Genomic DNA, 13,045 nt, shown 5'->3' with positions numbered 1-13,045 from the left:
CCGCAATGTCCCGATCCGGGGCGATCAGACGGACATCGTCGCCTGCACGGCGCGCTTCCACGCGGCGTATTTCTCTTCCCGCGTCTCGTCTTCCAGCGCCGGTTCGAAACGGCTGTCGCGCGCCCATGTCTCGGCAAAACCGGCCCGGTCGGGGTAAAGACCGGCCTCCATCCCGGCCAGCCAGGCAGCACCGAGCGCTGTCGTCTCCAGGATCGTAGGGCGGTCGACCGGCGCGCCGATAATGTCGGCCAGGAACTGCATCGCCCAGTCATTGGCGGTCATGCCGCCATCGACGCGCAGCACCGCTTCGGCGCTTCGGTCCGGCCAGTCCGCCTGCATCGCTTCCAACAGGTCCCGCGTCTGGAAGCCCACGCTTTCCAGCGCGGCTCGCGCGATCTCGGCCGGGCCGCTGTTGCGCGTCAGACCGAAGATCGCGCCACGGCATTCCGCATTCCAATAGGGCGCGCCGAGGCCGGTGAAAGCCGGCACGAGGATGACATTCTGCGAAGGATCAGCCGACTGGGCGAGCGGCAGGCTCTCCGGCGCCGACGAAATGATCTTCAGCCCGTCGCGCAGCCATTGCACGACCGCGCCCGCGATATAGACCGAGCCTTCGAGCGCATAGGTCGGCTTTCCGCCGAACTGGTAGGCGATGGTCGTCAGCAAGCGGTTCTTCGATTGCACCGGGGTGTCGCCCGTGTTCAGCAGCGCGAAACAGCCCGTTCCATAGGTCGATTTGAGCATCCCCGGCTCGAAACAGGCCTGCCCGATGGTTGCCGCCTGCTGGTCTCCGGCCACGCCGAGGATCGGGATCGCCTCGCCGAAATGCGCTGGATCCGTCTCGCCGTAATCGGCGGCGCAGTCGCGCACATCGGGCAACATCTCGACCGGAATGCCGAGCAACTCGCAGATGGACAGGCTCCAGCCACCCTTGTGGATGTCGTACATCAGTGTCCGCGCGGCATTGGTGGCGTCCGTCGCATGGACGCGACCGCCCGTCAGCTTCCAGATCAGGAAGCAGTCGACAGTGCCAAAGAGCAACTCGCCCGCTTCCGCCCGCGCCCGCACGCCTTCGACATTGTCGAGCAGCCATTTCAGCTTGGTGCCGGAGAAATACGGGTCCAGCAGAAGTCCAGTCTTCTGGGCGACGAGCGGTTCATGGCCAGCCGAGCGCAGTTCCTCGCAAATCGCGGCCGTCCGCCGGTCCTGCCATACGATGGCGTTATGGATCGGCTCGCCCGTTTCCTTGTCCCAGACGAGCGTCGTCTCGCGCTGGTTGGTGATGCCGATGGCCATCACGTCCGACGGCAGCAGCGAAGCTTTCGTGATCACTTCACGGCAAGTCCTCAGAACCGAATTCCAGATATCCGCCGGGTCATGCTCGACCCAACCGGAATGGGGAAAATGCTGCGGAAACTCCTCCTGAACGATTTCGCGGATCTGCATCTGTTTATCGAACAGGATCGCCCGGCTGGATGTCGTGCCCTGATCGATGGCAAGGATGTGGGTCATGGCTCTGCCCTATTTTCGATTTGTCCTTCGCCGCACGATCCTCCTCGGCGGCGAAAGATGATGCTGGAACCCTGTCACGCCGCGCAATGCGCGAAAAGGTGTCTTCAGGCCGCGTCCGGAGCGCCGCCGCGGACGCCCTTCATAAACTTATCGAGCGCCGCGACCTGCTCCGCATCCAGACGGAGGCCGAGTTTCGAACGCCGCCACAGCACGTCATCGGTCGTGCGCGCAAATTCCTTGTCCATAAGCCAGGCAACCTCGCGCTCGGTCAGGTTGTAGCCGAACAACACCCCAAGGTCAGAAAGCTCGACTGCATCGCCCAGAACCTGCCAAAGCTCGGTACCATAGGCTCTAACCAGCCGTTTTGCCCAAGCCGCGTCGAGGAACGGATAGTCGGCCTGCGCCTTCGCGATCAGGGCGGGAACACCGTCGACCGGGAAGTTCCCGCCCGGCAAGGGCGCGCCCGCGGTCCATTTCCCGGTCGCGCCGGGGACATGGGCCGAGATCTTCTCAAGAGCAGCTTCGGCCAGCTTTCGATATGTCGTGATCTTGCCGCCAAAGATGCTCAGCAATGGCGCATCGCCATCCGAATCGACCTTGAGAACATAGTCCCGCGTCGCAGCCGTAGCTGAACTGGCTCCGTCATCATAAAGCGGGCGCACGCCGGAATAGGTCCATACCACGTCCTCTTCGGTGATCGGCCGCTTGAAATAGTCCGATGCCAGCTGGATGAGATAGGCCTTCTCTTCCTCGGTGCAGACAGGTTTTGTATCGGCCCTGTCATGTTCCAAATCGGTCGTCCCGATCAGGGTGAAATCGCTCTCGTAGGGAATGGCGAAGACAATCCGCCCATCCGGTCCCTGGAAGAAATAGCATTTGTCGTGATCAAAGAGCTTACGCGTGACGATATGGCTGCCACGTACCAGGCGCACGCTCTCGCGCGTGTCGGCATGGGCGATCTCTTCGAGCACATCCTTCACCCATGGCCCCGCCGCATTGACCAGCATGGAAGCCTGCACCTGCCGGCTGGCGCCGGTTTCGGAATTCTGCAGCGTGATCTTCCAGACGCCGGCATCACGGACAGCGCGGGTAACCTTGGTGCGTACCATGATATGAGCGCCGCGCGCCTCCGCATCGCGCGCGTTGAGCACGACAAGCCGGGCGTCCTCGACCCAGCAATCGGAGTATTCATAGGCCTTCGTGAACTTGTCGTTGATAGGCACACCTGCCGGATCGTTCCTGAGATCGACCGAGGTGGTTCCCGGCAGGATCTTTCGCCCCCCGAGATGGTCATACATGAACAGCCCCGAACGGATCATCCAGGAAGGCCGTTGCCCCCTTGTCCAGGGCATCGTCCAGCCAAGCAGCCGAGAGGCAGGGGTCTGCCTGTCGAAACGCATGTCGGGGTGATAGGGCAGCACGAAACGCATCGGCCAGCTGATATGGGGCATTGCCTGCAACAGCACCTCGCGCTCGATCAGCGCTTCGCGTACCAGGCGCAACTCGAAATATTCAAGATAGCGCAGACCACCGTGGAAGAGCTTGGTCGAGGCCGAAGACGTGGCCGACGCAAGATCGCCCATCTCCGCCAGTCCGACTTTCAGCCCGCGCCCCGCGGCATCGCGCGCGATGCCGCAGCCATTGATGCCGCCGCCAATGATGAAAACATCGAAAATTTCCCGCTGCGAGCGCTTCTCGGACATGTCGGATGTCTATCCTTCGAACTTCGGCTGCTGTCTCCCCCCAATAGAAAGCGGAAACGGATGAGTCGGTCAATCGAATATGTTCGATTTAGTTCTTTTGTGATCGATATTTAGTATTTTTGCGTGCCATTTCGTGCGGTTGTGAGGAGACCTGAAGTTTTTGCTTCCCAAAACCAAAATTTTCGAACATTTTCGCGCCATGGCACAGAGCTTCCGACAAACCGACATCCTCGAACTTGCCCGGCAACAGGGAAAGGTCACGGTCGACGACCTTGTAACCAGGTTCGGTGTTACCCATCAGACGATCCGGCGCGACCTGACCGAACTGGCCGAGGCCGGCAAGCTGGAACGCGTGCATGGCGGCGCAATGCTGCCATCCGGCGTAACCAATATCGGCTACGAGGACCGCAGGGACCTCAATACCAATGCCAAGGGAGCGATTGCCGCGCTCTGCGCTGCGGCGATCCCGCATGATTGCTCTGTCTTCCTGAATATCGGCACCAGTACAGAGGCGGTGGCGCGGGCTCTGCTGCAACATCGCAACCTGATGGTGATCACCAACAACCTCAATGTGGCGAACATTCTGGTCGCCAACGCGGAGATCAACATCACGGTCGCTGGCGGGATGCTGCGCCGCTCCGATGGCGGGCTGACCGGCGCCCTGACCCGTGAAGTGATCGAACAGTTCAAGGTCGACATCGCGGTAATCGGATGCTCGGCGCTGGACCATGACGGCGATCTGCTCGATTTCGATATCGAGGAGGTCCATGTCTCGCAGGCGATCCTGCGACAGGCCCGCCAGAGCTTCCTGGTGGCCGATCATTCCAAGTTCCAGCGGACTGCCCCAGCCCGCATCGCCTCACTCGGCGAGATCGACAACTTCTTCACCGACCGCCCGCTGACGACGTCCCTGAGCCGGCAGTGCCGGGATTGGGGCACGGAAGTGGTGGTGGTGTGAACCCTCGTCGATGGCGTCCGCAACGCGCCGCGGGCCTTTGATGGAAACATTGCCAAGAATACATTGATCCCGCAAGCCGATTGGCAGGGAGCCGGCATCGCGATCGCGATCCATGCATGCGACATGCGTCAGGTGCAAACAGGTTTCACCAAATTGAACAGTCCGGGCCAGTTCGCCCCGTTATTTGAGCAATATCTGATGAACGAGAGTTTGCGAAACAACCGTACTGCAGAGACCGCCACTGCGGGTTTCAATCGAGAAAATAGCGACGACGAGATTGATATTCTCGCCATTTTAAACACCCTTTGGCGTGGCAAGTGGATCATCGCAGTTTGCGCGGCACTCGGCGTTTTGGCCGGCGGCTATCAGGCTTATGTAAAATCTGTCCCGATGTACCGAGCCCAGACGGTACTGGCGGCGGAAGAAAAAACAGAACAATTCAGCCCGATCGAATCCATGGTAACCGGAGTTTCCGCCAGCGATTACCAAGGCACGCAAACCGAGATCGAGATACTGCAATCGAGGAAACTCGGCCACATGCTGGTTAGCAAGCTGGACTTGATGAACGATCCCGAGTTCGGACCGCCGGACCAAGAAGAAATTGAGTCCCCTTCGTTTTCGCTCAGGGCCGCATTCCGTTCCGTATTGATGACCGTTCTTGGCGTAGAAGAAACAGATCCCGCACCTCCGCCAAGCGAGGAGCGCATACGCGAAAACGTTGTCTCCAATGTTCTCGGCGCGTTAAAAATTGAGAACATCGAATACACGGTCGTTTTTACCATCACAGCGGTATCGGAATCAGCCGAGAAGGCTGCGCTTCTGGCTGACAGCCTGGCGGAGGTCTATATCGAAGACCAGCTTCAGAGAAAATTCGCCGCATCCGAACAAGCGCTGGTCTGGTTGTCCGAGCGCCTTGCAGATCTTCGCGCCGACCTTGAAGCCTCAGAAACTGCAGCAAAAAATTTCAATGCCTCGATCGACCTCGTCAGTATCGAAACGCTCGAGGGCATGAACCGACAATTGAAGGAAATGCGAGACAGGTCAGACGCGAAGCTGCGTGAGGCGCAACGCGCGCGGGAGCAGTTGTCCGAGCTGGAGGAAGCTGTCGAAAGCGGCGAACGGGAGAGAATACTCGCAGTCGCCAAAGATGTCGCCCTCAACAGGGCGGCCCAGAATGTCGCAAACGGTCGTGCAACCGATGCATCTTTCGACGCCCTCGTGGAACAGGCTGTCACACGCAAGCGCTTCGAATTGACCCGGTTGGAAGAGCAACATCGCGCTTTGGAAAAATCCGCAACTGAATTGGCGGCATCGGTTGAAAAGCAGTCTGCAGACCTGGTCACGCTTCAACAGCTGGAACGGGAAGTGGAAGCCAACCGACTGCTATATGAAAGCTTCCTTGTCCGGCTACGGGAACTCTCGATCCAGCAGGGCATCGAACGGGCGGACGCACGGGTGATTTCGCAGGCCGTCGCTCCGAATGCGCCATTTCAACCTCGGAGATCCCTGATCCTGGCTGTCGCGTTGGTGGCGGGTGGCTTTGTCGGGATCGCCATTTTCCTTCTGCGCGAACTGTTGCATCGGGGTTTCCGCACCGCCCGCGACCTCGAAACGGTGACAGGGTATTCGGTCATGGGCCAGATCCCGCTCATTAGCCAGCGACGGAGATCCAGGCTGGTCGAATTCATCCTGAGCAATCCGACCTCGACTTCGGCTGAAGCGACCCGGAACCTTCGCACGTCGATCGAGCTGTCCAACCTGGACAATCCCCCGAAGATCATAATGATGACCTCCTGTGCGCCGGGCGAAGGCAAGACCACGACATCGATCATGCTGGCGCATCACTACGCGGCGCTAGGTGGAAAGGTCCTGTTGCTGGAAGGCGACATTCGCCGCCGTGTTCTGAACCAGTATTTCACGCTGGATGACAACAAGGGCTTCGTGTCCGTTCTATCCGGCGACGCCGAGTTGAAGGACATCATCCTCAAGGACGAACGCCTTGGCATCGACGTCCTGCCCGGAGAGAACGCCTCGGTCAGCGCGGCGGACCTCTTTGCATCGGCAAAGTTCGGGGATCTGCTCAAGGAACTGCGCGAAACCTATGATCAGATCATCATCGATACGCCTCCGGTTCTCGTTGTGCCAGACGCGCGCTCCATCGCCCTCCATTCGGACGCCGTGATCTTGGCCGTCAAATGGGACAGCACGCCTGCAAGCGTCGTCCAGCAGGGGATCGCGGCCGTCTCTTCCGGAAATACAAGACTCACGGGCCTGATCCTGACCCATGTGAACCCCAAGGGCATGCGGCGCTACGGCTATGGGCATGATTACGGCGCCTATGGCTACGCCAAGAGCGGTTATTACCAGAACTCTTGATAGCGGCCGAAAGGGACACCGTTTTCACGCCGCACCCCGCCGATCTTGACCTTCGCTGGCAACTGACATACCGTCCCCGCCGTCCTGCACCTCTGCTGACATAAGGTGGCGAACCAAAAAAGAGGCGATACAGTTTCTGCCGAGATTTCGAACTCCAGGCGGCGCTGCGACCGGCCCGATGCTCCGGACCGGATCGAATTGGGCAGAACGTATCCTGCCAGTCCTGAAAGACTTTTTGGCATCGTTGTGGAACTCCAGAGCTGTTTCGTCACTTCGAGTATTTCGATAACCGGCCAGACCCGGCGTTCCGGGTAGAACAAGGAGAGCGCTCGTGTCGGTTCAACGTATCGGAAATTACGAGTCCGGTATTCGCGCATGCTGCTCTGCAAAAATGCCCGTCCTAAGGGCCGCCGAAAAGCTTGTAGATCTGGACGTGAACGCGCTCGCGGTGGTGGATATCCACGGCGGGGTCGAAGGCATCCTGACAGATCACGACATCATTCGCGCCATGGTGAAGCGGGGTCCGGACCTGTCCGACGAAACCGTCAGATTCTGCATGAGTCGTCCCGCGATCACCTGCGAAGCCGACACGCGCCTGTCTGCCGCACTGAAGCTCATGAGCCGAAACCATATCCGGCATCTGGCCATGCTTCGCGACGGAGCGTTCGTCCGGATGATAACCCTAAAAGACCTGCTCGAGTGCATTCACCAGGACGACACCCTGGAGGTAGACACCCTCCGGGACCTCGCCGCCGGTCGTTTGACGCCCCTGGACTAAGAGCGGTTCAAGAGCCATTTCCATGCAAATCCGTCCCGTCATCAACATCACCGGTTATCTGGCCATGGTCATGGGCGTGTTGATGCTGGTCTGCGGAGTCGTCGATGCCTTCGGCGGACGGCAGTCCGGGCTGGTCTTCTTTCTCGACGGCGTGATCGTTCTGTTTCTGTCAGCCTGTGTCGTTCTCGCGACGACGGGCGCGTCCATTCGGTTCATGGATCGCCGGCAGGCCTTCCTGCTGACCTCCCTCGTCTGGAGCGTCCTACCGGCCGTCGGCGCGATTCCATTCGTTCTCGGCATTCCGCATGCGAGCCTCGTGGATGCCTATTTCGAAGCCATGTCGGGGATGACGACAACCGGCTCCACCGTCTTTCACGGCCTTGAAAACCTGCCCCATGGCGTGTTGCTCTGGCGCGGCATCCTACAATGGCTTGGCGGTCTCGGGATCGTCATCGTCGCGATGATCTTTCTGCCCGCGATGCGCGTTGGCGGGATGCAGTTCTTCCTGACGGAAGGCTTCGACACATTGGGCAAGATCATGCCCCGCGCAATGGATATCGCCCTGTCGCTGCTGAGGGTGTATATCCTGCTGACGCTCGCCTGCCTTTTCACTTATATGGCGTTCCACATGAGCCCATTCGACGCGATCGTGCACGCCATGACCACGATTTCGACCGGCGGCTTCTCGACTTCGGACGCGTCGTTCGCCCCCTATAAAGGCCCTTTGGAATACGTCTCCTCCCTCTACATGATCCTGGCGAGTTTCCCCCTCGTCCGGCTGGTGCAGCTTCTCGGAGGACGCCCCGGGCACCTGTTTCGCGACCCACAGGTGCGCGTCTATCTTCAACTCCTGATCCTGTGTTGCGGAATGCTCGTCCTTTATCGTCTGGTGCTTCATCAAGGGACATTTACCGATATCCTGCGCGAAACCGTCTTCAACGTGGTGACGCTTTTCTCGGGCACCGGCTATGCGAGCGAGGATATCACCCGCTGGGGCGGCTTCGCGCTGACGGTCGTCTTCATCGCCGGGTTGATCGGTGGGTGCACGGGTTCCACGGCCTGCTCGGTCAAGATTTTTCGCTGGCTGGTTCTGTGGCAAAGCGTCAAGCAGATGGTGAAGCAGATGCGCTCGCGCAGCGCTGTCGTCCCGTTGCGCCTGTCCAACAAGCGCCTGCAAAAGGACGTGATCGATTCCGTCATGGCTTTCTTCACCCTGTTCATCCTTACCCTCGGACTGACATCGGTCGGAATTGCCCTGACTGGCCTGTCGTTCCAGACATCGGTGACCGCCGCCTGGACGTCGGTTGCAAATATCGGCCCGGCCTTCGGCGAAGCGGTCGGCGCCTCGGGGTCGCTCGAAGCCTTCCCCGCAACGGCCAAGTGGATCATGATTTTCGGGATGCTTGCTGGCCGCCTCGAAATCCTGTCTCTTTACGTGCTTTTTACCCGCCGTTTCTGGACGGGCTGAGCACGGACCAAGGCGGCTTCCTCCGCGTGAGAAATTCCCTCACCGTCTTCCGCGGCCTGCTTTCGGCCCAAGTATGTTCTGACCACTTGACGGCAAGATTCGGCAATGTGCAGGAAATCTGGAACAAAAGTTAACGACCTACTAACGCGGTCCGCGGCCTGCTTTCGGCTCGAAAGGAAAATGCCACCACAAAAAGACATATCCATCTGATATTTATAAATTTGTTTTCATCTCCACCGTCCGATCCTACGGTGTTACGTTCGCTCGCAACTTCCTGTTGTCTCCACAATCTCCGACCAGATTGGCTTCGCCGGCAAGAAATTCCGGTCAGCGGCACAGGTTAGCAAAAAGACATGGTTACACGCCCGGCAATGGCCAGAATGGGTCGTCAAAGTCCCTCAACCCAAACGCGAAGTGACTCCGGCAACGGTGTCTTATTCGATTGGGACCAAGGCTTGATGTGGAGCCGGCAGACCTGCGGCACCTGCGTGGACTGGTTCGGCGCGCTGGAGTGGGTCAACCGTCAGAACGCGCTGCGTCACTGTGGTTTCAACGACTGGCGGCTCCCCAATTCCTGTGAGCTTGCGTCCCTGGAGATCGGTCATCTCGCGCTGCCGGACGAGTTGGTTCCGGCCATCACGACCAGAACACATGACCATGATCCGGAGACGCCAGCGGTTCCTTTCAGAAGACTTCGAAGCGTCACCACTCACGGCGGGCTCTCGAAACTGGTTGAAACAGACGGTAGAAATGCCGCGTCGATCACGGAGGCAGTTTTTCGAAGTCCGGTCGGGGTAGGTGGTGGTTTCCGTGCCACTCCCACCATTTTCCCCGAACCACACCTCCTGACGGCGCGGATCACACGCTTCTATCACCATGTGCCGATGGTACGGACTCCGCTGCACTGGGCGTGAGGCTTCCACGAAGCCGATATCGCATTTCCCTGCATTCAGGAATTGCATGACGTTTCCGGAGCGGTTGATCTGTAAAGAAGTGTCGATTTGCGGGGAACTGCTCCTGAAACGCGCGATGACCTTCGGCATTTGGCTCGATCAGATGGTCGGACGGTAAGCGGCGTCCATCTCCTCGGTCGCACTTTACCCGAGATCCCGCTCACGGTGACTTCCGTCGAGATCGAGAATCTGGTCGAGGACGATATTGGCTTCGATCATGAACAGACCGAAGACCTGCAAGCTCTTCACGGGCTGACTCCCGCCACACGCAATCACAGCCGTGCTCGTCGAAGGCGTTGGACAGGCGAACCCGTCTCGCACCGTGCAGGCGTTTCAACGGCGCGCGGTCGCGCTCAACGTCAGGGTCTACGAGGGCGGCAGCTTACTGGCACCAGCCGTGTCAACGATTGCCGGCAGATGCAGGCGGACAAAGGACGTGTCAAAACCCCGACGCTGAGCTATTCCGCCCGCGCCTGGGTCGGACGGATCGCTGCCATGTTGGACGAAAAAATCCCCGCGTGGTCACGTGCGCCGATTGAATCGATCACCGCCGGATCCAGGCTTTCGTTGGCCCCGTCTTCCGGGCGCCTAAACGGCTGCCGACCTTCTAGAAATTCTGTCATTACCCCCCTAAAACTGGGCCTCTACGTTAGCCGAAAAAAGGGAATGGTAGATCGCTCGGAAACGGTACCCGGACGAGGATATCCTCAAGCTGCTGCGCGAGATTGAACTGAAGTTGGTGGATGGACATGACGTGCGAACGGCATGTCGGTCCAACGGTGTCACGGATGCCACGTGCCACAACTGGCGTTATCGCTTCGTTGGCATAGGCAAGTCGCAACTGTCGGATTTGCACTGCCTTGAGAAGGAAAATGCCAGGCTGAAGAGTTCAGGGGACTGGCGCCGCAACGCGGCCGCGTAAGCGCGCAGAACCGTGGCTGAGCTGGAGTTGGACAGTAAGTGGCATGCAGCTGCCACCGGTTCGAGGCGCATGCAGAACGATCCTCAAGGCAGACTTGGCCTACCTGAAGCCGAGTCAACTTCGTCAGGCCGTCATTTATACCCGCCAGAAGCTCGCGGCGTCCGAGCGGCGAACCCGCTAGGTGATCGGCCTTGCCCGCAGCTCGATGCAGAACCAAGACGCCGAGAAGAACGATGCCTTCCTGCGGCGGGCCTTGATCCGCCTGGCAAAGAGCAATGGTCGCCACGGATATCGCAAGGTTACCGAGTTGCTGCGGATCGAGGGCTGGCAGGTCAATCACAACTGAAAGCGACCGTGGTCCCAGTGGGGTCGCGAAAGCGCCGGAGACGATCGAGCGCCTCTGGGACGACGAAAGGCTACAACTCCCTCAGCGCCAGTAGAAAAAGTAGCGACTCTTTCACGAGGACAGCTCGATTTTCCGGCTCCAACCGAAACATCCGAACCACGTCCGGAGCGTCGATTTCGTTCGCCACAAACTCAGCAACGGGCCCAGCTACAAGATGCTGACTGTCCTGGATGCATTCACTCGCCAAGGGCACCCGCTGGAGGTTCGGACACGGATGGATTCAGAGGATGTGCCTGAGGTGCTCTACGGGCTGTTCCTGCGGCACTGAAAGCCCGGCATGATTATCAGCGACAACGTCCTATATCGGGAAGATTTTGCTGGTTAGGTAAGCAGGTCATGGGACATCCGGTGTCCCGAATGCCCTGATATGGTTGCCCAAGCGGTCTCCGCCGTCAAGAAGCGGTCTCTCCCATAGCAAACACAGGGTACGCAGCATCGCGGCCCTCACCGTCCTTAAGACGAGATCCAAATTCCCAAGCGGAAGACCTGAACATTATCTACGAGGTCATCGAACTGCCTCCACGGCTCTTATCAGACAAGGGTCCTTCCGCCTGGGCTCACCCCCTCGAAGAAGGGGCGATAGGGTTCGCCGTGTTTGACCACGGCGTGTACGGTGCGTGCCATCTTGGCCGCGATGGCGGTGTAGGCCTTGCGACGCAAATGGGCATTGTGTCGGTCCCGCGCGATGTAGCGTTCGAACTTGTCGCGGAAGCTGTTCGTGCGTTTGAGCACTGCAACTTGGCCAGCCATCCATAGGGTTCTGCGAAGCCGTGCATTGCCATACTTCGAGATGCGACTTTGGCCTCGGAACATGCCGGACTGCACGGTTGCGAGGTCCATGCCGCAGAACTTCAGGAACTGGCGATGGTGGCGGAAACGGCGCAGATCGCCAGCTTCGGCCAGGATGGTCAAGGCGTTGATCGGGCCGATGCCAGGGACGGTCGTCAGAAGTTGGTAGTCGGGATGATCAGATAGAAGTTCGAACGCCCGCGTCTCGATCTCGTTGCGCTGGCGAACCAGGCTTCGGCCTTCGGCCAGCACAAGGCGGAACATACGAACGGCGTCGGACTCCGGGTGAACGGGCAGTCCCACAGAGCCAACCGCCGTTGCGTAAATATCTGAAAGCTGGCGTTCTTTTGAGACCTTCCGGCCGACCACCTGCCACGCATCTGCAACGAAGGCCTCACGGCTCATGGCCGTGATCATATGCGGCGTCGGATACTTCTCGAGGAATGCCAAGAACCAGTCAGTGCGCGAGCTGCGGTGATAGCGTTCGGCTTCGGGGAAGTAGAGCGGCAGGTAATGCGTCAGTATGCGATGCCACAGCTCGGTCTTTGAGCGTGAAACGATCTCATGCGTTTTAGACAGCTCCTGGATGTCAGCAACGCCAGTCACAAGCGGATCGTGGAAAAACTGCACTGCGCCGATCTCCAGCATGTGCAGGATGACTTGGGCGTCCTTTGGGTCGTTTTTGTCCCAGCTGTTGTGCAAAGCTTCGCGTGTCCGGGCCAGCGCGACGGATGACACAAGCTTCAGCTCGAACCCGGCCTGACCGAGATGATGCGCCAAGGGCCGGTGATAATTGCCGGTTGCCTCGAACCCGATCCGCACCGGCAGGTCATAGCTGGCCAAAGAGAGGTGGCTCGGGAAATCTGAACGGTTGAGTTAGGTGGATTTTCTGCTCCCGATCCGGCAGCGATGCCGGGAAGAAGGAGCGAAAGATGGCAAGACGTCCGAGAAGAAACCACAGTGGCGCGTTCAAGGCGAAGGTCGCATTGGCGGCGCTGAAGGGCGACAAGACGATGAGCGAACTGGCCACCCAGTTCGACCTGCATCCGAACCAGATCAAGCAGTGGAAAGACCAGTTGCTCGATGGCGTGTCTGATGTGTTCGAGGACAAGCCGAAGAGCAAGGAACCGGAAATCGACATCACCTCCCTACACGCGAAGATCGGTCAACTCACCTTGGA

At 59.2% G+C, this 13,045-nt stretch carries 10 protein-coding genes and 1 pseudogene; 8 read left to right on the top strand and 3 right to left on the bottom strand.

The annotated features are described in order from the left end of the window. Positions 1-24: 24 nt before the first annotated feature. Both glpK and glpD read right to left on the bottom strand, forming a co-directional pair. Positions 25-1,512 (bottom strand): glycerol kinase GlpK, encoded by a 1,488-nt coding sequence (gene glpK, locus BLR85_RS03775; RefSeq protein WP_093149861.1) that lies wholly within the window; start codon positions 1,510-1,512, stop codon positions 25-27. Positions 1,513-1,616: 104 nt separating this feature from the next. Then, the gene (glpD, locus tag BLR85_RS03770) at positions 1,617-3,215 is read right to left on the bottom strand and encodes a glycerol-3-phosphate dehydrogenase (protein WP_093149858.1); all 1,599 of its coding nucleotides are present in this window, start codon (positions 3,213-3,215) and stop codon (positions 1,617-1,619) included. A 199-nt stretch (positions 3,216-3,414) separates the two neighbouring features. On the opposite strand from glpD, the gene BLR85_RS03765 reads away from it, so the two are divergent. The 7 genes from BLR85_RS03765 to BLR85_RS29005 all read left to right on the top strand — a co-directional run bounded on the left by BLR85_RS03765 (position 3,415) and on the right by BLR85_RS29005 (position 11,016). Continuing rightward, positions 3,415-4,173, top strand: coding sequence for a DeoR/GlpR family DNA-binding transcription regulator (locus BLR85_RS03765; protein ID WP_093150250.1), 759 nt, complete (start codon positions 3,415-3,417; stop codon positions 4,171-4,173). 63 nt (positions 4,174-4,236) lie between these two features. Beyond that, positions 4,237-6,549, top strand: a complete 2,313-nt coding sequence (locus BLR85_RS03760) for a polysaccharide biosynthesis tyrosine autokinase (RefSeq protein WP_093149854.1) — start codon at positions 4,237-4,239, stop codon at positions 6,547-6,549. Positions 6,550-6,880: 331 nt separating this feature from the next. Then, positions 6,881-7,327 (top strand): CBS domain-containing protein, encoded by a 447-nt coding sequence (locus BLR85_RS03755; RefSeq protein ID WP_139188299.1) that lies wholly within the window; start codon positions 6,881-6,883, stop codon positions 7,325-7,327. Between the two features lie 22 nt (positions 7,328-7,349). Further along, positions 7,350-8,795 carry a TrkH family potassium uptake protein gene (locus BLR85_RS03750; RefSeq protein WP_093149844.1) on the top strand — a complete coding sequence of 482 codons (1,446 nt, stop codon included), beginning with the start codon at positions 7,350-7,352 and terminating at the stop codon, positions 8,793-8,795. Positions 8,796-9,148: 353 nt separating this feature from the next. After that, positions 9,149-9,709 (top strand): Lcl domain-containing protein, encoded by a 561-nt coding sequence (locus BLR85_RS03745; RefSeq protein ID WP_093149840.1) that lies wholly within the window; start codon positions 9,149-9,151, stop codon positions 9,707-9,709. Positions 9,710-10,421: 712 nt separating this feature from the next. Then, positions 10,422-10,670: a transposase gene (locus BLR85_RS30420; protein ID WP_093149836.1), complete on the top strand. Its 249-nt coding sequence runs from the start codon at positions 10,422-10,424 to the stop codon at positions 10,668-10,670. A gap of 181 nt (positions 10,671-10,851) precedes the next feature. Further along, positions 10,852-11,016: a hypothetical protein gene (locus tag BLR85_RS29005; protein ID WP_170844447.1), complete on the top strand. Its 165-nt coding sequence runs from the start codon at positions 10,852-10,854 to the stop codon at positions 11,014-11,016. 591 nt (positions 11,017-11,607) lie between these two features. Here BLR85_RS29005 and BLR85_RS03730 read toward each other — a convergent pair. After that, positions 11,608-12,708: pseudogene (locus BLR85_RS03730) on the bottom strand (IS110 family RNA-guided transposase); the annotation flags it as partial. 89 nt (positions 12,709-12,797) lie between these two features. Between BLR85_RS03730 and BLR85_RS03725 the strand changes: the two are divergent. Next, the coding region (locus tag BLR85_RS03725) for a transposase (RefSeq protein WP_139188298.1) at positions 12,798-13,045 on the top strand (248 nt) is incomplete at its 3' end.

Source organism: Aliiruegeria lutimaris, assembly GCF_900099935.1.
Taxonomy (GTDB): Bacteria; Pseudomonadota; Alphaproteobacteria; order Rhodobacterales; family Rhodobacteraceae; genus Tropicimonas; species Tropicimonas lutimaris.
This window is presented reverse-complemented; position numbering and strand designations above follow the sequence as displayed.

Coding starts and splice junctions, on each gene's coding strand:
- BLR85_RS03750 (WP_093149844.1), top strand. CDS start 7,350: ATGCAAATCCGTCCCGTCATCAACATCACCGGTTATCTGGCCATGGTC.
- glpK (WP_093149861.1), bottom strand. CDS start 1,512: ATGACCCACATCCTTGCCATCGATCAGGGCACGACATCCAGCCGGGCG.
- BLR85_RS03765 (WP_093150250.1), top strand. CDS start 3,415: ATGGCACAGAGCTTCCGACAAACCGACATCCTCGAACTTGCCCGGCAA.
- BLR85_RS03745 (WP_093149840.1), top strand. CDS start 9,149: ATGGTTACACGCCCGGCAATGGCCAGAATGGGTCGTCAAAGTCCCTCA.
- glpD (WP_093149858.1), bottom strand. CDS start 3,215: ATGTCCGAGAAGCGCTCGCAGCGGGAAATTTTCGATGTTTTCATCATT.